This window comes from Flavobacterium daemonense (genome assembly GCF_007341385.1).
In the GTDB taxonomy this organism is placed as follows: Bacteria; Bacteroidota; Bacteroidia; order Flavobacteriales; family Flavobacteriaceae; genus Flavobacterium; species Flavobacterium daemonense.
This window is the reverse complement of the sequence record NZ_VJYD01000007.1, coordinates 121,043-140,308: the sequence shown is the minus strand read 5'-3', so window position 1 is coordinate 140,308 and position 19,266 is coordinate 121,043. Positions and strand designations below refer to the sequence as shown.

The window sequence follows — 19,266 nt, the reverse complement described above, 5'->3', positions numbered from 1 at the left end:
TTGGTTTAAATACGTTTTTACTATTAAATATTTTTATAATTTCGAAAAAAAAATATAATTTACTAATAAAAAAACAAAAATAATGAGTATTATAATTAAAGTTCACGCAAGACAAATTCTTGATTCTAGAGGTAATCCTACTATTGAAGTTGATGTTGTAACTGAAAATGGGGTTTTAGGAAGAGCTGCTGTTCCATCTGGAGCATCAACTGGAGAGCACGAAGCTGTTGAATTACGTGATGGTGGTAAAGCTTATCTAGGTAAAGGAGTTTTGAATGCAGTGAATAATGTAAATACTGTTATTGCTGAAGAATTAGTTGGAACTTCTGTTTTTGAACAAAATACTATCGATCAATTAATGATTGATTTAGATGGTACTCCAAATAAATCTAAATTAGGAGCTAATGCAATTTTGGGAGTTTCTTTAGCTGCTGCTAAAGCTGCTGCAAATGAACTAGGATTGCCATTATACAGATATGTGGGTGGAGTTTCTGCTAATACATTACCTGTTCCAATGATGAACATCATCAATGGTGGTTCTCACTCTGATGCTCCTATTGCATTTCAAGAGTTTATGATTTTCCCTGTAAAAGCGACTTCTTTTACACATGCTATGCAAATGGGAACTGAAATTTTCCACAGCTTGAAAAAAGTTTTACATGACAGAGGTTTAAGTACAGCTGTTGGTGATGAAGGAGGTTTTGCTCCAAACTTGTCTGGTGGTACTGAAGATGCTTTAGATACTATTAAACTTGCTGTTGAAAAAGCTGGATATACTTTCGGCGATGAAATTATGATTGCTCTTGACTGTGCAGCTTCTGAGTTTTATGTAAACGGTAAATACGATTACACTAAATTTGAAGGTGAAACTGGAAAAATCAGAACTTCTGCGGAGCAAGCTGATTATTTAGCTGAACTTGCTGCTAAATATCCAATTATCTCTATCGAAGATGGTATGTATGAAGATGACTGGGATGGATGGAAAGCTTTAACTGAAAAAATTGGAAATAAAGTACAATTAGTGGGTGATGATTTGTTCGTTACTAATGTTGAGCGTTTGTCAACTGGTATCGAAAAAGGAATTGCTAATTCAATTTTAGTAAAAGTAAATCAAATTGGAACTTTAACAGAAACTATTGCTGCAGTAAATATGGCTAAAAATGCTGGATATACTTCAGTTATGTCTCACCGTTCTGGAGAAACAGAAGATAATACAATTGCTGATTTAGCAGTTGCTTTAAACTGTGGACAAATCAAAACTGGTTCTGCTTCACGTTCTGATCGTATGGCTAAATACAATCAATTATTAAGAATTGAAGAAGAACTTGGAAGTACTGCTTATTTCCCTGGCTTAAAAGCTTTCAAAATTAAATAATTGTAAGAGTTATATATTGATTTCAAACCATCCGCTACGGCGGATGGTTTTTTTTTGGAGTTTTAACAAATTCATAGCAGGATTCTTTTTTTAATTAGTCTTAAATTCCTTAGATTTGATAAATTATTATTTTATAGAATTATTCCCGATTATATTATGTCAAAAATAGCTACATTAGAAGTAGATGGTAAAAAAATTGAACTTCCGGTTATCACAGGAAGTGAAAATGAATCAGCTATCGATATTAACAAATTACGTGATTTAACTGGTATTATTACAATCGATCCAGGTTATAAAAATTCTGGTTCTTGTACAAGTGAAATCACTTTCTTAGACGGAGAATTAGGAATTTTGCGTTATAGAGGATATTCAATCGAAGATTTAGCAGAAAAAGCTAGCTTCTTAGAAGTATCTTATCTTTTAATTTTTGGTGAATTGCCTACTGCAGAGCAATTAGAGCAATTTGAAAATGGTATTAAAAAACATTCGTTAGTAAACGAAGAAATGAAAAATATCATTGACGGTTTTCCAAAAACCGCACATCCGATGGGCGTATTGTCAGCTTTGACAAGCGCTTTGACTGCTTTTAACCCAAAAGCAGTAAATGTGGATAATGAAAAAGAAATGTATGAGGCAATTTGTAAAACAATGGCTAAGTTTTTAGTTATTGCAACTTGGACGTACAGAAAATCAATGGGGTATCCGTTGAATTACTTTGATAACACAAAAGGATATGTTGAGAATTTTATGCAATTAATGTTTCAATTACCTACAGGTCCTTACAAAGCAAATCCAGTTGTTATTGATGCTTTGGATAAATTATTTATTCTTCATGCAGACCACGAACAAAACTGTTCAACGTCGACTGTAAGAATGGTTGGTTCATCTCACGCTGGTTTATTTGCTTCTATTTCTTCTGGAGTTTCTGCTCTTTGGGGACCTCTACATGGAGGTGCGAATCAAGCGGTGCTTGAAATGTTGGAAGAAATCAACAAAGATGGTGGAGATACTGAAAAATTCTTAGCAAAAGCAAAAGATAAAAATGATCCTTTCCGTTTAATGGGATTCGGACATAGAGTTTATAAAAACTTCGATCCAAGAGCAAAAATCATCAAAAAAGCGGCTACTGAGGTTTTAGAAACTTTAGGAGTTGAAGATCCTATTTTAGATATCGCGAGAAAATTAGAAAAAGCGGCTCTTGAAGATGATTACTTCAAATCAAGAAATTTATATCCAAATGTAGATTTCTATTCTGGAATTATTTACAGAGCATTAGGAATTCCAACAGATATGTTTACGGTAATGTTTGCTATTGGAAGACTTCCAGGCTGGATTGCTCAATGGAAAGAAATGCGTGAAAACAAAGAGCCTATTGGAAGACCAAGACAAATTTATACAGGTCATCCTTTGAGAGAATTTAAACGTAACAAATAAAAAATAGAAAGCTTCACTTACAATGTGAAGCTTTTTTTATCTTTGCTCAAAATATAATAGAGTTATGTTGCAATTAAATGTAAAGAACGAAACGTCACGGCTTCGTGCCGTAGTTTTGGGTTCTGCCGTTCATAATGGGCCAACTCCAACCTTAGAGGAAGCTTATGACCCTAAGTCATTGGAACATATTAAAGCAGGGACATATCCAATAGAAAAAGATATGGTTGCTGAGATGGAGGCTTTTAATTACGTTTTTCAAAAATATGATGTAAAAGTTTATCGTCCAGAAATGATCGAGAATTATAATCAGATTTTTGCTAGAGATATAGGATTTGTAATTGATGATGTTTTTGTGAAGTCAAATATATTGCCTGATCGCGAACGCGAATTAGATGCGATTCAGTATGTAATCGATCAAATTGATCCAAAGAAAGTTGTTCGTCCGCCAGAAGAAGTTCACATTGAAGGTGGCGATGTTATGCTTTGGAATGATCATATTTTTATAGGTACTTATAAAGGAAGTGATTATAAAGATTATATCACTGCGCGAACAAATATGCATGGCGTTAATTTTATTAAAGAGCTGTTTCCTAATAAAATTGTAAAAGAATTTGATTTGGTAAAATCTAAACTAGAAGCCAGAGATAATGCCTTGCACTTAGATTGTTGTTTTCAGCCAGTTGGTGAGAATAAAGGAATTATTTATAAAAGAGGTTTTCGTGAAGAGGCGGATTATCTGTACTTAGTAAATCTTTTTGGGAAAGAAAATTTATTCCATATCGAGCGAAATGAAATGTATAATATGTTTTCGAATGTATTTTCGATCGATAAAAATGTTGTAGTTTCTGAGAAAAATTTCACTCGACTTAATAATTGGCTTCGCTCAAATGGTTTTACTGTTGAAGAGATTCCATATGCCGAAATTGCAAAACAAGAAGGGTTGTTGAGATGTTCAACTCTGCCATTAATTAGAGATTAAATATAGTTTCAGAGTTTCAAGTTTTTACAGAACCTGAAACTTGAAACCTGAAACAAAAAAAAATATAAAAAATGAAACAGACAACAAATGCAATCATAATGATTAGGCCAGTTGCTTTTAGAATGAATGAGCAGACTGCAGTAAATAATTATTACCAAAAAGTATTGGACGGATTATTGCCAAGCACTGTTAATGCAAAAGCGCAACAGGAATTTGATGCTTTTGTTGAAAAACTTAGAGCAGTTGGGGTTGATGTGACTGTGATCGAAGATACATTGGAAACGGATACTCCAGATAGTATTTTTCCAAATAACTGGGTTTCATTTCATGAAAATGGAGATGTAGCGCTTTACCCGATGTTTGCTGAAAATAGACGTCAAGAACGTCGTGAGGATATTTTGGATACTTTAGAAGAAAAAGGTTTCGAAATTTCAAATATAATGGACTATACTTCTGCAGAAGACGATGGGTATTTTTTAGAAGGAACTGGAAGTTTGCTTTTAGATCGTGCCAATGCAAAAGCCTATTGCGCATTGTCACCTCGTGCAGATGAAGAATTGTTTATTGAATTTTGTGAAGATTTTGATTATGCGCCTGTAATTTTTGAAGCGTTTCAGACCGTTGACGGAGAACGAAAACTGATTTATCATACAAATGTGATGATGTGTCTCGGAGAAACCTTTGCTGTTATTTGTGCTGATTGCATAGATGATAAAAAAGAGCGCAAAATGGTTCTTGACAATTTGAAAGACGATAAAAAAGAAATTATTTTGATTACAGAGGATCAAGTAAATAATTTTGCTGGAAATATGCTTGAAGTTAGAGGAGCAAACGATAAAAAATATATTGTAATGAGTGCATCGGCACATCAGAGTTTAACTCCAAAGCAGATCGCACAATTAGAAAAACATGCAGAAATTTTGAGTTCAAGTTTGGATACTATCGAGGCTTGCGGTGGCGGAAGTGCACGATGCATGATGGCGGAAGTGTTTTTGCCAAGAAACTAAAAAGAGATTCTTAAATAAAATAAAAATGGGATAAAGCTTTAAGTTTTATCCCATTTTTTATGTTTAAAAATGAATGATTTGGGTTAAAAATTTCCCTTTATAATATTTATGATAGAACTTACTATATATTGAATTCCGATCGAAATTACAATAAAACCGACAATTCGAGATATTGCAACAATTCCTGAGGCTCCTAATATTCGGGCTAGGTAATGTGCGCTTTTTAGAATTGCAAAAATGACTATTGCAATAGCTATAATAGCAAGACATGAAAAAGTGATTTCTTCCATTTGATGATGTTCTTGATAGAAGGCTATTAGCAATGACATAGACCCAGGGCCAGCAAGCATTGGTATTGCTAAAGGCGTTAGTGCTATGTCGTTTCTTTGTTGCGCTTCGTTTTCGATCTTTTTATTGATTCCTCGTTTCTTGTTGAACTTTCCCGATAATAATGAAAATCCTGAATTTACGATTACAATTCCACCAGCAATTCGTAATGCATCAATGCTTATTCCGAAAAATGTTAGAACATATTGCCCTATAAAATAAGAGACCAATAAAATTATACCAACATTTATAGCTGTCCAAAGAGAAATTCTTGAACGCTCTTTTTGCGAATCATGTTGTGTCAGCCCAACAAAAATTGGGACAGTTCCAATTGGGTTTAATACCGAAAAAAGTGCAGCAAATAAATAAATGAATAGATCCATATAATTTTGGTTAGTCAAGTAAAAGTAGTCAAATTTTTAAATTGACAGATTATTTTGCGTTATGATATTGTTTTTTAGGATTAATATTCGGAATTAATAAGGCAAGCTTAGCTCGTTCTTTTTAGCTATTTTTGCAGAATATATTTTAAAAAGATGAAAAACAAAAAAACTTTGCTTCTTGGTGCTACAACAAAACCAGATCGTTATGCGTTTAGAGCTATAAATATGCTTACGCAAAAAGGACATACCGTTTTAGCAATCGGGCAAAATACGGGAGAAGTTGCAGGTGTAAAAATTCACACGAAAGCGATTCCAGTCAAAAATATCGATACGGTTACCTTGTATTTAAATCCTGCACGTCAGCGTGATTATTACAATTACATCATTGAAGCACAGCCTAAAAGAGTGATTTTTAATCCGGGAACAGAAAACCCAGAATTTTATCAGTTATTAGAATTGAATAATATCCAAGTTGAAGTCGCTTGTACACTGGTTTTATTGGCGACAAATCAATATTAATTAGCGCAAACTTTTTTTTAATCAGCTTTTCAATTATTTTGGAAAGCTGTTTTTGTTAATGTGCAAAAGAGGATTAATCTGATATTCTTAAAAGATTGAATTTAATTGCTTGAAAGTCTTTGATACCGTTAAAAATGTTACTTTTGTCGTCATGGAATTTTCATCAAAATTAATAGAAAAAGCAGTTAACGAAATGTCGCAATTACCAGGAATTGGAAAGCGTACTGCTTTACGATTGGTTCTTCATTTGCTTAAGCAACCAAAAGAGCAAACTGGATTTCTGTCTCAGGCCCTGTTGAATATGAGAGAAGATATTAAGTTTTGTGAAAATTGCCATAATATTTCGGATACAAAAGTTTGTGAAATTTGCGCTAATACTGCAAGAAACCAACAGATTATTTGCGTTGTCGAGGATATTCGTGATGTAATGGCTATTGAAAATACAGGTCAGTACAAAGGGATTTATCATGTGCTTGGAGGGAAAATTTCTCCCATTGAGGGGGTGGGCCCGGGTCAGCTGAATATTTCAAGTCTGGTTGAAAAAGTCAAAGCTGGAAAAGTAACCGAAATTATTTTTGCGCTTAGTTCAACTATGGAAGGAGATACGACTAACTTTTATATTTATAAACAAATTGCAGAATCACAAATTGTAATTTCAACAATTGCAAGAGGGATTTCTGTAGGCGATGAATTAGAATATGCCGATGAAGTTACTCTTGGTAGAAGTATTTTGCATCGCATTCCTTTCGAAAAAACATTCAAAAACAATTAAACAAAACCCAAATAAGATATAGATTTTCTGAAGATTAAAGGAAAAGCTATATTTGCGATAAAATTTCAATAATGACAAAAAATAGCTTTTTTATTCTGTTGCTGGTTAGTGTGCTTTTTACCTCATGCATTCCGGTAAAAGACTTAGTATATCTTCAGAATAAAAATACTTCTGAGGAAAAAAATGTTGTTGCTGCTGTAGAAACAAAACCTTACAGATTACAAGTTAACGATGTTTTGAGTATTAGTATAAAAGCAATAGATCCTAAATTGGTTTCAATTTTTAGCAAATCTGAAAATGGTGCCAATGGAACAGCAAAATCCGAATCAGGTTTGTATTTTGATGGCTTTACGGTTGATGATCATGGAAATATCAGAATACCAATATTAGGAGAAGTAAATGTTATTGGTTATACCTTGGAAGAAGTTCGAGTAATGATTGAGAAAAAATTGCTTGAAGAATATTTTAAATCAGAGGCAAATATTTTTGTCACGGTTAAATTAGCAGGTTTTAGATATACAATAAATGGAGAAGTAGGTAGTACAGGAACAAAAACATTGTATCAAGAACATGTTAATATAATGGAAGCTGTTGCAAATGCTGGAGATATTAACACTGTTGGAAATAGAAAAGCTGTTACTATAATTCGTCAGACACCAACGGGGGTTCAAATGAATGAGATTGATCTTACGGATGTAAATGTTATGAAATCCCCTTATTATTATTTACAGCCAAACGATTACATTTATGTGAAACCATTACGCCAAAAAACTTGGGGAACAGGACAAACAGGAATACAGTCGATAGGTACAATTATTACTTTGTTGTCGTTGGCAACAACAGTTTATTTGATCTTGAAATAACCTCAAAACAAAAACTAGATTCAGAAGATGTTAGATATAAAAGATTTTTCGATTTTTGAAAATCACTCAAGTTTTGATTTTAAAGGTTTATTGCTAAAAATACTAAGCTACTGGAAATGGTTTTTAGTTAGTTTAATAATTGCATTTACTATTGCGTATCAGGTAAATATTCGAAAAGAAAAAGTTTATGGAATGCAGACTCTTATTTCAATTAAAGAAGAAAGCAATCCGTTTTTTACTTCAAATACAAGTTTAGTTTTTAACTGGGGAGGAATTTCTGATCAAGTAAACGGAATCACAACAATATTACAATCTAGATCTCACAATGAGTTAGTAGTCGATAAGTTACAATACTATATTGACTACTTGACAATGGGAAAATATAATTTGATTGATTCGTATGGCGAAGTACCTTTTTATGTAGACATAGATAAATCAAGAGGGCAACTAGCTAATACTTTGATTAAAATTAAGTTTGTAAGTGAAAATGTTTACGAAATACATATTCCATTTGAAAGCAATTCTGTATCACTTATTAACTACTCAGAAAATTCATATTCAAATACCGCAGTTCAGCCTATAGAATTTGTAAAAAGATATAAAGTTGGAGAACAAATCTCATTGCCTTTTTTAAATTGGAAATTACAGATTAATGACAATCCAGGGTCGTATAAAGGAAACGAATATTTTGTAAGGTTTAATGATTTTGATGGAACGGTTTCTCGTTATAGAGGTATAAATGTTGGTGCAGATGACAAAGGAGGTTCAATATTGACTCTAAGCATGCAAGGTACAAACAAAGCTAGGCTTGTAGAATATTTGAACTCGACCGTAAAGATGTTGATTAAGATCCAGTTGGATGCTAAAAATCAATTTGCAACTAATACGATCAAATTTATTGACAGTACACTTGTTGCTATGGAGTCACAATTGAAGCAAACTGGAAATGAATTAAAATCGTTTAGAAAAGATAAAAATATTTATGAAATAGAAGGAGGAGGTACTAAGGTAGCGGATAAAATGCTCGATTTTGATGTTGAAAAAGATCAGGTTACAAGAAAAATCACTTACTATAATTCGCTAAAAGCATATTTAAACAACAGTGTAGATTATTCGAGATTGCCGGCTCCTTCGGTTGCTGGAATTGAAGATCCTAATATCGTTGCAAATATTTCTAAACTAATAGCACTGTCCACTCAAAGATCAGAAATGGCTTATGCTGTAAAAAGTGATAAAATTTTTAAAGATTTTGACAATCAAATGCAGGCTGTAAAAAGCGTTTTGCTGGAAAATATTGCCTCAGCTAAATCTTCTTTGCTTTATGATTTGTCATTAGTGAATGCAAAATTAGGAGAAGCTGAAAGTACTGCTAAAAGACTACCGGAAGAACAGCAGGAATTATTGAAAATTAAAAGAAAATACGATTTAAATGATAATATCTACACCACATTTCTTCAAAAAAGAAATGAAGCCGAAATTGTAAAGGCATCGAATTTGTCCGATATTCATTTTATTGATCCGGCAAAAGATATTGGTGGCGGATTAGTAGGCCCAAAAACATCAGTGAATTATATTCTAGCTTTGTTTTTAGGTGTCTTGATTCCATTATTCTTTATTCTCGCAATTTTCTTTATTAATAATTCAATTCAAAATACAGAAGATGTAACGAAATTAAGTCAGATACCAATAATTGGTATAATTGGCGTTAATAAAGAAGGCGTGAATCTCGCTGTTTTTGAAAAACCTAAATCTGCACTTTCTGAAGCTTTCAGGGCAATTCGATCATCATTGCAGTTTTTATATAAAAAACAACAGGTTACCGGCTCAAAAACCTTGATGATTACGTCGTCAATTAGTGGAGAAGGAAAAACATTTTGTTCTATAAACATTGCTACAGTTTTCGCTTTAAGCGAAAAGAAAACGGTGATTGTAGGTCTGGATTTAAGAAAGCCAAGACTAGCAGACGAATTTAATTTAACAAACAAAACAGGAGTTGTAAATTATTTAATTAAGCAAAACAGTTTAGAAGAAATTACAAATTCAACAAAAGTTCCTAATCTTGATGTTATACTTTCTGGGCCAATTCCGCCAAATCCATCCGAATTAATTTTAAGTGACGCAATGCGTGAATTAATTGATGAGTTAAAACAAAAATACGATTATATAATTTTGGATACACCTCCAGTGGGTCTTGTTTCTGATGCTTTGGAATTGTCGCAATATTCAGATGTGACACTTTATATAGTACGACAGAATTATACTAAAAAGGATATGATAACGTTGTTGAACACTAGAGTTAAGAGAGGCGAGCTGAATAACGCCAGTATTGTTCTCAATGGTTATGAAAATAAGGCAAAGTACGGCTCTACTTACGGATATGGTTATGGAAATTACTCTAACGGATATCTAGATGAAGAGAAGAAGCCGAATTCTGTAAAGGCTTTTTTAAATAAATTGACTAAGAAATAAATTTGAACCAAATGACAACATCAATTCAAAATACAATTTTAATAACTGGTGGAGCAGGATTTATTGGCTCGAATTTATGTGAATATTTTTTAGGTCTTGGTAATAAAGTAGTTTGTTTAGATAATTTTTCAACAGGCCATCGTCATAATTTAGAGGGTTTTATTTCGAATTCAAACTTTAAATTAATTGAAGGCGATATTCGAAATATCTCTGATTGTGTCTTAGCTGTTCAAGATGTTGATTACGTTTTACATCAGGCAGCTTTAGGTTCTGTGCCAAGATCAATCAACGATCCAATTACGACAAATGATGTAAATGTATTAGGGTTTTTAAATATGCTTGTTGCTTCTAGAGATGAAAAAGTGAAACGCTTTATATATGCGGCAAGTTCTTCTACATACGGAGATTCAGTTGGGTTGCCAAAAGTTGAGGACGTTATCGGGAAACCATTATCGCCTTATGCAATAACAAAATATGTGAATGAATTGTATGCTGATATTTTCAGTAGGACATATGGTTTAGAAACGATAGGACTGCGTTATTTCAATGTTTTTGGGAGGCGACAAGATCCGCAAGGTGCTTATGCAGCCGTAATTCCAAAGTTTGTGATGCAATTAATGAAGCATGAAAGCCCAGTTATAAATGGTGATGGGAATTATTCAAGAGATTTTACCTATATTGAAAATGTACTTCAAATGAACGAATTGGCAATGAAAAGTCAAAATCCTGATGCAGTAAATACAGTTTATAATACTGCTTTTGGAGAACGAAATACATTGAATGATTTAACTAGATATTTAAAAAAGTATTTGTCGGAGTTTGATCCGAAAATTGCTGATATTCAAATTATTCATGCTGATAATAGAGCGGGAGATATTCCGCATTCACTGGCAAGTATTGATAAAGCAAAAAATATATTAGGATATAATCCTAAATATTCTTTGCAGGATGGTTTGAAAGAAGCCGTTAGTTGGTACTGGAGTAATTTAAGAGAAAAGAAAGACTAAGAATAATAGTAGTATAAATGAAAATAACAAAAATTTGTTGCATTGGTGCTGGTTATGTTGGTGGCCCAACTATGGCAGTTATAGCTCAAAAATGTCCACATGTTCAAGTTACTGTTGTAGATTTGAATGAACAAAGAATCAAGGATTGGAATGATCCAAATACAGATAATATTCCAATTTACGAGCCAGGCTTATCTGAAATTGTAGCCGAAGCTAGAGGAAGAAATCTTTTCTTTTCAACAGAAGTTGAAAAAGCAATTGACGAAGCTCAAATTATTTTTATATCAGTTAACACACCGACCAAAACGTACGGAAAAGGAAAAGGTATGGCGGCTGATTTGAAATATATTGAATTATGCGCGAGACAAATTGCAAAAGTTGCCAAAGAAAATAAAATTGTTGTAGAAAAATCTACTTTACCGGTTAGAACAGCAGAAGCTATTAAAAGTATTCTAGATAATACTGGAAATGGAGTTCAATTTCAAATTTTATCCAATCCAGAATTTTTAGCAGAAGGAACAGCTGTTGCAGATTTATTGAATCCCGACAGAATTTTGATTGGAGGTGACATAACACCTGAAGGTCAAGATGCTATAAATGCTTTGGTTGAAGTCTATGCAAACTGGGTTGATAAAGATAAAATTTTGACAACAAATGTTTGGTCTTCAGAATTGTCTAAATTAACCGCAAATGCATTTTTGGCACAACGTATATCTTCTATAAATGCGATGTCTGAATTATGTGAGAAAACAGGTGCTGATGTAACTGAGGTTGCAAAAGCAATAGGAATGGACAGCAGAATTGGGCCAAAGTTTTTGAAAGCTTCAGTAGGTTTTGGAGGTTCTTGTTTTCAAAAGGATATTTTGAACTTAGTTTATATTGCTAAGTCATATGGATTGAATGAAGTAGCTGATTATTGGGAGCAGGTAATTATTATAAATGATCATCAAAAAAGAAGATTTTCTAGTAAAATAGTTCAGACATTATATAATACTGTTGCCGATAAAAAGATAGCATTTTTAGGATGGGCTTTTAAGAAAGATACAAATGATACCCGTGAATCGGCAGCGATTTATGTTGCTGACGATTTGATTAATGAACAGGCAAAAATTTCTGTATATGATCCCAAAGTGTCAAGAAGTAAAATGCTGAATGATTTAGATTATTTGCAAACCAGATCGAGTGAAGAAAACAGCAGTTCATTAGCTATATTTGATAATCCTTATGAAGCTTGTAAGGGATCGCACGCAATCGCAATTCTTACCGAATGGGATGAATTTGTTGCTTATGATTGGCAAAAAATTTATGATTTAATGCATAAGCCAGCTTTCTTGTTTGATGGACGCAACATATTAAATTCGAAAGAGTTGGAATCAATTGGTTTTATCTATAATGGAATAGGTTCGTAGATTGCATACAATAAGATATTGAAGTGAAGTTTAATATTGAGTTAATAATGAGGATGGCGGTAAAGATTTTATTTCAATAAATTAAGAGTTATGAATTGGTATGTTATATATACAAAGCCCAAATGGGAAAAAAAAGTTGCAGAAAAACTTACACAGATAGGTGTGGAGTGTTATTGTCCTTTAATTACTCAAGTAAAACAATGGTCTGACAGAAAGAAAAAAGTTGAAGTTCCACTTTTTAGTTCCTATGTATTTGTACAGCTTTCTGAAATTGACAGGAATACTGTTTTTAACGTTCCTGGAGTTGTACGCTATTTATTTTGGCTCGGAAAACCAGCAGTTGTTCGTGATGAGGAAATTAATATAATAAAATCTAGTCTGAAGGCCACTAATATTAGTGATATAGCAGTTACTTCAATTCAAGTTGGAGACAGAATAAAATTAGAATCGGGTGCCTTTAGTAATCAGGATGCAATTGTGCAGGAAGTTTCTAAGACACACTATATTTTAGTGTTGGAATCTTTGGGTTGTGTACTTAAGATTAAATATAAATAGTTATTATAAAACTACATAAATCAAAAAACAGAAAATAAAATCGTGATTATTTTAGATTTTATTTTCTGTTTTTTTTAATGTGTAATTTTTTACAGTCTGATTAGTAGTATATTGCTGTTTTTTTAATTTATTTGTTGTTTTTAGTTACATAGTATTACGGGAAACCGTATTGAATAAATTGAGTTATTATGTTATATTTGCCGAGAATTAAAATTTTTTAGTAAACCGAGCATATAAATGGGACTGGGAATGGCGAAGCCATATGTTGTAATGATTAAAGCCGGTATTTTTTAAATGAACGAAAATATTAAAATAGCTGTTATAGGTTTAGGTTACGTTGGTCTTCCTTTAGCCAGATTGTTTGCTACAAAATATCCAGTTATTGGATTTGACATTAATGAGTCAAGAGTAACAAGTTTAAAATCTGGAATCGATTCTACATTAGAGGTTGACGAAAATGATTTGCAAAAAGTATTAGTTAGCTATCCTTCGGAAAAACTTGGATTATATTGTACAAGTATTGTAAGTGAAATGTCAGATTGTAACTATTTTATAATTACAGTACCTACTCCGGTTGATAGAAACAATCGCCCGGATTTGACTCCCTTATATAAATCAAGTGAGACTGTCGGTAAGATTTTAAAAAAGGATGATATAGTTATTTACGAATCTACTGTTTATCCAGGAGTGACTGAAGAACAATGTGTGCCAGTTTTAGAAGCTATTTCTGGACTTAAGTTAAACGTTGATTTTTATGCAGGATATTCGCCTGAACGAATTAATCCAGGAGATAAAGAACATACAGTAGATAAGATTTTAAAAGTAACTTCAGGTTCAACACCTGAAATTGGCTTAAAAGTAGATGCTTTATATAAATCTGTAATTACTGCAGGTACGTATTTAGCACCTACAATTAAAGTTGCTGAGGCTGCAAAAGTCATAGAAAATTCACAAAGAGATATAAATATTGCTTTTGTCAACGAGCTTGCCAAGATATTTAATTTAATGAATATCGATACGCAAGAAGTATTAGCGGCAGCTGCCACAAAATGGAACTTTTTACCTTTCAAGCCAGGTTTGGTTGGAGGACATTGTATTGGAGTTGATCCCTATTATTTGGCGCAAAGAGCTCAAGAATTTGGCTATCATCCTGAAATAATTTTAGCAGGACGACGTTTGAATGATAGTATGGGTGAATATATTGCATCTCAAGTCGTAAAGTTAATGATCAAAAAAGGCATTACTGTAGGTGGAGCCGAGTTGTTAATGCTTGGAATCACATTTAAAGAAAATTGCCCAGACGTTAGAAACACTAAAATTGTGGATGTCGTAAAAGCATTGACAGAATATGGAATTTCGGTGACTATATATGATCCTCTTGCTAATGCAAATGATGTAAAAAAAGAATATAATTTAATAACAATTAACTCTATTCCAGATAATAAATTTGACGCAATAGTTCTAGGAGTAGCTCATAAAGAATTTTTAGAGTTAAATTTTAATCAGTTGCAAAAAAGTAATAGTTTATTATACGATGTAAAAGGTGTTTTAGGAGCTAGTTCTGATTACAGATTATAGCAACTGAAAAACCTTTTTTTATTTTGAGAAAATGGAAATAAAAAATTCAATCACACATGTAATTTTGACTGGTGGAATAGGGAGTAGATTGTGGCCACTTTCACGCAAAAGTCAGCCAAAACAATATTTAGAAATATTTGAAAGCAAATCATTGTTTGAAATGACTGTTGAGCGCAATAGTCTTTTGGCTGATAAAGTAATGGTTGTTGGTAATGTTGATAATCATCATTTAAGTAAAAAAGTGATGGATAAATCTAATATTTCGTATGTCAATATTGTTGAAGCAACACCTCGAAACACGGCGGCGGCAATTGCATTTGCTGCATTTGCATCAGATCGAGAAGATATATTAATTGTTACTCCCTCAGATCACATTATAGATTTAATGAACAATTATAATAGTGCTATTGGAGAAGCTGTTTCAAAAGCAAAAGATGGTTTTATAGTTACATTTGGAGTGATACCGACCAAGCCTGAAACGGGATATGGATATATTGAATCTAAAGGGGATAAAGTAATTTCATTTCGCGAAAAGCCAAATGAAACAACTGCCAAGGAATTTATTTCAAGAGGTAATTTTTTATGGAACAGTGGAATGTTTTGTTTTAAAGCGGGCGTTCTTTTGGATGAATTAAAACAATTTCAGCCTGATGTTTACGAAAAATCAAAAGCTGTATGGGAATCTAGTGAGGACGGATTTTTAGATTTGGAATTATCATTAGAAATTCCATCAATCAGTATTGACTATGCTGTAATGGAGCGTAGTAAAAAAATTAAAGTTGTGCCCGCATCATTCTCGTGGTCAGATTTAGGATCATTTGAATCAGTTTATGATTATTTGCTTTCTAAAGGTCATCCAATTGATCAAAATGGAAATATGGTTATCGGATCTGATAAACACACAACTTTTCTAGGATTAAAAAATACAATTTTTGTTCATACAGATTCTGCAAACTTAATTTTGCAAAAAGAAAATTCACAAGATGTAAAAGATATTTATAGTGAATTAGAGAAGCAAAATTCTGATCTACTTAATTAATTTAAATTGAAAATGAAAAAAATTCTTATCACTGGCGGTGCTGGTTTTATTGGATCACATGTAGTAAGACGTTTTGTCAATAAATATCCAGAATATCAAATTTTTAATTTAGACGCATTAACATATGCAGGAAATTTAGAAAACATTAAAGATATCGAAAAACAACCGAATTATACTTTCGTAAAAGGAGATATAGTTGATGAAATTTTTATAAATGAACTTTTTTCGATTCATAATTTTGATGGAGTTTTGCATTTAGCTGCTGAATCACATGTTGATCGTTCGATTGAAGATCCATTGGCATTTGTTAAAACAAATGTAATCGGTACAATGAACTTACTTAATGCGGCAAAAAATCAATGGAAAGATAATTTCTATGATAAAAGATTTTATCACATTAGTACAGATGAAGTATATGGTTCACTAGGAGTTGAAGGGCTATTTACGGAGACAACACCTTATGATCCGAATTCTCCTTATTCAGCATCAAAGGCTAGTTCTGATCATTTTGTTAGAGCTTATGGAGAAACATATGGTCTGCCATATGTATTGACAAATTGTTCTAATAATTATGGTTCGTATCATTTTCCTGAAAAATTAATTCCACTTTTTATAAATAATATCATAAATAACAAGCCTTTACCTGTATACGGCGACGGTAATTATACTCGTGATTGGTTGTTTGTGGAAGATCATGCAATTGCAATAGACTTGGTATTCCATGAAGGTAAAAATCACGAAACTTATAATATTGGTGGCTTTAATGAATGGAAAAACATAGATTTAGTTAAGTTATTGTGTCAAATTATGGATCAAAAATTAGGAAGACCAGAAGGTTCATCGCAAAGCTTGATCACATATGTGAAAGACAGACCAGGACACGATTTACGTTACGCTATTGATGCGACAAAAATTAATAAAGAGTTAGGATGGAAGCCGTCTGTTACATTTGAAGAAGGTCTCGAGAGGACAATTAATTGGTATCTCAATAATGAAGAATGGCTGAAAAACGTTACTTCGGGTTCCTATAAAGATTATTATAAAAAACAATATTCTTAGACTTTTTAAACATTAACTTTAAGTTCAATTATTAAATTAATATGAAAAAAATCACTTACGTTCTTACTTTATTCTTTATAGTGATCATGTCTCATAATGTACAATCACAAGATTTAATGAAATCTAAAGATTTAAGTACAGTAAAGGTTGATTATTTGTCAGATGATGATTTGGCAAAAATTAGTGCACAGTTAAAAAGTAATAATGCAACTATCGATCAAGTTGAACCAATGGCCTTGTCAAAAGGTATGAGTCAGTCAGAGTTTAATAAATTAAAAATTAAACTTACTGATTATGAGAAGAAACTGTCTAAAGATTCTGGTAAAAATTTAGATAAAGATGGTACATTAAAAAAAACGAATAAAGATTCAGAATTCGGTAGGAAGCAAGAAAAGATTACAAATGAGAAGATTAAAGATTCAACTAACGCATTAATTTTTGGATCGGAATTGTTTGATAACCCTACTTTGAATTTTGAACCGGATTTAAAGTTAGCGACTCCTATGAATTATATATTAGGACCAGGCGACGAGTTGCAGATTAGTGTTTTTGGTATTCAAGAGTACAATGAAAGCATTCCTGTTAGTGTAGAAGGGAAAGTGACAATTCAGTATGTTGGCGAAATTGCTGTTTCAGGTATCTCTATTGAAGCCGCTACTCAAAAAATTAAATCTGCTATTGCGAGAGTTTATAGCACTGTAAGGTCTGGTCAATCACAAGTTAGTGTTAGTTTAGGCCGTATTCGTACTATTAAAGTAACTGTTGTCGGCGGTAAACAACCTGGTAATTATTCAATTTCATCTTTAGCGACAGTTTATAATGCTTTGCATTTAGCAGGTGGTCCAGGAAAAAATGGAAGTTACAGAAATATAGAATTAATTCGAAACAATAAAGTTTATAAAAATATTGACATCTATAGATTTTTAACAAAAGGTGATCAGTCCGATAATATTAGTTTAAAAGACAATGATGTAATTCGAATTCCAGCATACAGTCAAAGAGTTACTGTTGAAGGCGAGGTAAAACGCCCAGGTATTTTTGAAATGAAAAAAGGAGAAACTTTTGCTAATTTATTGAATTTTGCTTCAGGATTTAACGAATTTGCTTACACAGCTTCTGTGAATGTTTTGCAAAAGACAGGTAAAGAGTTTAAAGTTCATGATATAAATGAAAGTGAATACAACAACTATGTTCCTCAATCTGGAGATGTTTTTAGAATAACTAAAATTTTAAATCGATTTGAAAATCGTATCAAAATTGAAGGAGCCGTTTTTAGACCAGATTATTATTCTTTTAATGAAGGAATGAGAATTTCTGATCTTATAACTAGGGCTGAAGGACTTAAAGAAGATGCATACACGAAAAGAGCACGAATTATTCGTTTAAAAACAGATCTAACAACTGAAATTGTAAATGTAGATTTAAGCGCAGCACTATCGGGAGATCTAAATGCTGATATCGAATTGAAAAGAGAGGATATTGTTACAGTATACTCAATTTTAGATTTTAGAGAGGAATACAAAGTTACAATTGATGGAGAAGTAAAAAATCCTGGGGAGTACGAGTATTTTGAAAATTTAACTCTCAATGATTTAGTCGTGCAAGTTGGTGGCTTGACGGGATCTGCTTCAAAAAGAGTTGAAATAGCAAGAATGGTCAAATCTGACGTAATCGATGATGCTGATCCTAAACGTATTGAATTAGTGGAGCTTGAAATTACTGCTGATAATAATGAGCAAATTAAAAATTTTGTTCTTAAGCCATTTGATGTTATTAATATTCGAAAAATGGCAGTTTATGAAAAGCCTCAGATGGTAACGGTTACAGGTGCAGTTAGTTATCCTGGAAAATATGTACTTGCTAACAAAAAAGAAACAGTTTATAATGTTGTAATGAGAGCTGGTGGTTTGACTTCGATAGCAAATTTAGATGGAATGAAAATTAAAAGGCCTATTAAACAAGATCAAATCGAAAAAATCGAAAGTATTGATTTGAATTTGGCTAAAAATGATACTCTTAAAGAAAAGCTTGCTAAAAAATTAAAAGAAGATTTAAAGTATTCAACTATTCCCGTTAACTGGGAAAAAATAGTAAAAGATAAAAATCATTATTCAAATGTGACCTTATTTCCTGGGGATGAAATAGAAGTTGCGGTTTATAATGAGGGGGTCAAAGTTACGGGTAATGTATTATTGACATCTGAAATTCCATATAGAAGCGGGAAAGGATTTAAATATTACATAAATGCTGTTGGAGGTGTCGATAATAAAGGTTGGAAAAAGAAGGCATATATCATTTATCCAAATGGAAAAGCGAATGTTACAAAATCCTTTTTGTTTTTTAGATCATATCCAACAGTTGAGCCGGATTCTCAAATTGTAGTTCCTGAGAAACCAGAAACCAAAAAGATGAGTACGGGAGAGTGGGTAAGTATAGGTAGTGTACTTACTAGTTTGGCGCTATTAATTGTTACAGCTTTTAAATAAATAAT

Annotated in this window: 16 protein-coding genes; 15 read left to right on the top strand and 1 reads right to left on the bottom strand. The window is 32.4% G+C overall.

All coding sequences use genetic code 11. The annotated features are described in order from the left end of the window. Positions 1-82: 82 nt before the first annotated feature. The 4 genes from eno (at position 83) to ctlX (ending at position 4,795) form a co-directional block, all read left to right on the top strand. The gene (gene eno, locus FND99_RS11060; protein WP_144338052.1) at positions 83-1,375 is read left to right on the top strand and encodes a phosphopyruvate hydratase; all 1,293 of its coding nucleotides are present in this window, start codon (positions 83-85) and stop codon (positions 1,373-1,375) included. A 156-nt stretch (positions 1,376-1,531) separates the two neighbouring features. Further along, positions 1,532-2,809: a citrate synthase gene (locus FND99_RS11055; protein WP_144338051.1), complete on the top strand. Its 1,278-nt coding sequence runs from the start codon at positions 1,532-1,534 to the stop codon at positions 2,807-2,809. Positions 2,810-2,873: 64 nt separating this feature from the next. After that, positions 2,874-3,788, top strand: coding sequence for a dimethylarginine dimethylaminohydrolase family protein (locus tag FND99_RS11050; RefSeq protein WP_144338050.1), 915 nt, complete (start codon positions 2,874-2,876; stop codon positions 3,786-3,788). Positions 3,789-3,859: 71 nt separating this feature from the next. Next, a complete protein-coding gene (gene ctlX / locus FND99_RS11045) occupies positions 3,860-4,795 on the top strand; it encodes a citrulline utilization hydrolase CtlX (protein ID WP_144338049.1) in 936 nt (311 codons plus the stop codon). An 83-nt stretch (positions 4,796-4,878) separates the two neighbouring features. Here ctlX and FND99_RS11040 read toward each other — a convergent pair whose 3' ends face one another. After that, the gene (locus tag FND99_RS11040; protein WP_144338048.1) at positions 4,879-5,505 is read right to left on the bottom strand and encodes a MarC family NAAT transporter; all 627 of its coding nucleotides are present in this window, start codon (positions 5,503-5,505) and stop codon (positions 4,879-4,881) included. A gap of 153 nt (positions 5,506-5,658) precedes the next feature. Between FND99_RS11040 and FND99_RS11035 the strand changes: the two genes are divergently transcribed. The 11 genes from FND99_RS11035 to FND99_RS10985 all read left to right on the top strand — a co-directional run bounded on the left by FND99_RS11035 (position 5,659) and on the right by FND99_RS10985 (position 19,261). Continuing rightward, positions 5,659-6,024: a CoA-binding protein gene (locus tag FND99_RS11035; RefSeq protein WP_144338047.1), complete on the top strand. Its 366-nt coding sequence runs from the start codon at positions 5,659-5,661 to the stop codon at positions 6,022-6,024. 151 nt (positions 6,025-6,175) lie between these two features. Beyond that, positions 6,176-6,796, top strand: coding sequence for a recombination mediator RecR (gene recR / locus FND99_RS11030; RefSeq protein WP_144338046.1), 621 nt, complete (start codon positions 6,176-6,178; stop codon positions 6,794-6,796). 71 nt (positions 6,797-6,867) lie between these two features. Then, on the top strand, positions 6,868-7,659 hold the full coding sequence (locus tag FND99_RS11025) for a polysaccharide biosynthesis/export family protein (RefSeq protein ID WP_144338045.1): 792 nt from the start codon (positions 6,868-6,870) through the stop codon (positions 7,657-7,659). A 27-nt stretch (positions 7,660-7,686) separates the two neighbouring features. Then, positions 7,687-10,128: a polysaccharide biosynthesis tyrosine autokinase gene (locus FND99_RS11020; protein ID WP_144338044.1), complete on the top strand. Its 2,442-nt coding sequence runs from the start codon at positions 7,687-7,689 to the stop codon at positions 10,126-10,128. A gap of 11 nt (positions 10,129-10,139) precedes the next feature. Next, positions 10,140-11,135, top strand: coding sequence for an SDR family oxidoreductase (locus FND99_RS11015; RefSeq protein WP_144338043.1), 996 nt, complete (start codon positions 10,140-10,142; stop codon positions 11,133-11,135). 17 nt (positions 11,136-11,152) lie between these two features. Continuing rightward, positions 11,153-12,544, top strand: coding sequence for a UDP-glucose 6-dehydrogenase (locus FND99_RS11010; protein WP_144338042.1), 1,392 nt, complete (start codon positions 11,153-11,155; stop codon positions 12,542-12,544). Between the two features lie 90 nt (positions 12,545-12,634). Next, positions 12,635-13,099 carry a UpxY family transcription antiterminator gene (locus FND99_RS11005; protein WP_144338041.1) on the top strand — a complete coding sequence of 155 codons (465 nt, stop codon included), beginning with the start codon at positions 12,635-12,637 and terminating at the stop codon, positions 13,097-13,099. Positions 13,100-13,393: 294 nt separating this feature from the next. Then, on the top strand, positions 13,394-14,677 hold the full coding sequence (locus FND99_RS11000) for a nucleotide sugar dehydrogenase (protein ID WP_162615550.1): 1,284 nt from the start codon (positions 13,394-13,396) through the stop codon (positions 14,675-14,677). Between the two features lie 31 nt (positions 14,678-14,708). Continuing rightward, positions 14,709-15,716, top strand: coding sequence for a mannose-1-phosphate guanylyltransferase (locus FND99_RS10995; protein ID WP_144338040.1), 1,008 nt, complete (start codon positions 14,709-14,711; stop codon positions 15,714-15,716). A 12-nt stretch (positions 15,717-15,728) separates the two neighbouring features. Continuing rightward, entirely contained in the window at positions 15,729-16,775 is a 1,047-nt protein-coding gene (rfbB, locus tag FND99_RS10990; protein ID WP_144338039.1) for a dTDP-glucose 4,6-dehydratase, read from the top strand. A gap of 41 nt (positions 16,776-16,816) precedes the next feature. Then, on the top strand, positions 16,817-19,261 hold the full coding sequence (locus tag FND99_RS10985; RefSeq protein ID WP_144338038.1) for an SLBB domain-containing protein: 2,445 nt from the start codon (positions 16,817-16,819) through the stop codon (positions 19,259-19,261). The last annotated feature ends 5 nt before the right edge of the window (positions 19,262-19,266 follow it).

What these genes read in the sequence shown, in the direction of transcription:
- eno (WP_144338052.1), top strand. Translation starts at nt 83, where the DNA reads ATGAGTATTATAATTAAAGTTCACGCAAGACAAATTCTTGATTCTAGA.
- FND99_RS11055 (WP_144338051.1), top strand. Translation starts at nt 1,532, where the DNA reads ATGTCAAAAATAGCTACATTAGAAGTAGATGGTAAAAAAATTGAACTT.
- FND99_RS11050 (WP_144338050.1), top strand. Translation starts at nt 2,874, where the DNA reads ATGTTGCAATTAAATGTAAAGAACGAAACGTCACGGCTTCGTGCCGTA.
- ctlX (WP_144338049.1), top strand. Translation starts at nt 3,860, where the DNA reads ATGAAACAGACAACAAATGCAATCATAATGATTAGGCCAGTTGCTTTT.
- FND99_RS11040 (WP_144338048.1), bottom strand. Translation starts at nt 5,505, where the DNA reads ATGGATCTATTCATTTATTTATTTGCTGCACTTTTTTCGGTATTAAAC.
- FND99_RS11035 (WP_144338047.1), top strand. Translation starts at nt 5,659, where the DNA reads ATGAAAAACAAAAAAACTTTGCTTCTTGGTGCTACAACAAAACCAGAT.
- recR (WP_144338046.1), top strand. Translation starts at nt 6,176, where the DNA reads ATGGAATTTTCATCAAAATTAATAGAAAAAGCAGTTAACGAAATGTCG.
- FND99_RS11025 (WP_144338045.1), top strand. Translation starts at nt 6,868, where the DNA reads ATGACAAAAAATAGCTTTTTTATTCTGTTGCTGGTTAGTGTGCTTTTT.
- FND99_RS11020 (WP_144338044.1), top strand. Translation starts at nt 7,687, where the DNA reads ATGTTAGATATAAAAGATTTTTCGATTTTTGAAAATCACTCAAGTTTT.
- FND99_RS11015 (WP_144338043.1), top strand. Translation starts at nt 10,140, where the DNA reads ATGACAACATCAATTCAAAATACAATTTTAATAACTGGTGGAGCAGGA.
- FND99_RS11010 (WP_144338042.1), top strand. Translation starts at nt 11,153, where the DNA reads ATGAAAATAACAAAAATTTGTTGCATTGGTGCTGGTTATGTTGGTGGC.
- FND99_RS11005 (WP_144338041.1), top strand. Translation starts at nt 12,635, where the DNA reads ATGAATTGGTATGTTATATATACAAAGCCCAAATGGGAAAAAAAAGTT.
- FND99_RS11000 (WP_162615550.1), top strand. Translation starts at nt 13,394, where the DNA reads ATGAACGAAAATATTAAAATAGCTGTTATAGGTTTAGGTTACGTTGGT.
- FND99_RS10995 (WP_144338040.1), top strand. Translation starts at nt 14,709, where the DNA reads ATGGAAATAAAAAATTCAATCACACATGTAATTTTGACTGGTGGAATA.
- rfbB (WP_144338039.1), top strand. Translation starts at nt 15,729, where the DNA reads ATGAAAAAAATTCTTATCACTGGCGGTGCTGGTTTTATTGGATCACAT.
- FND99_RS10985 (WP_144338038.1), top strand. Translation starts at nt 16,817, where the DNA reads ATGAAAAAAATCACTTACGTTCTTACTTTATTCTTTATAGTGATCATG.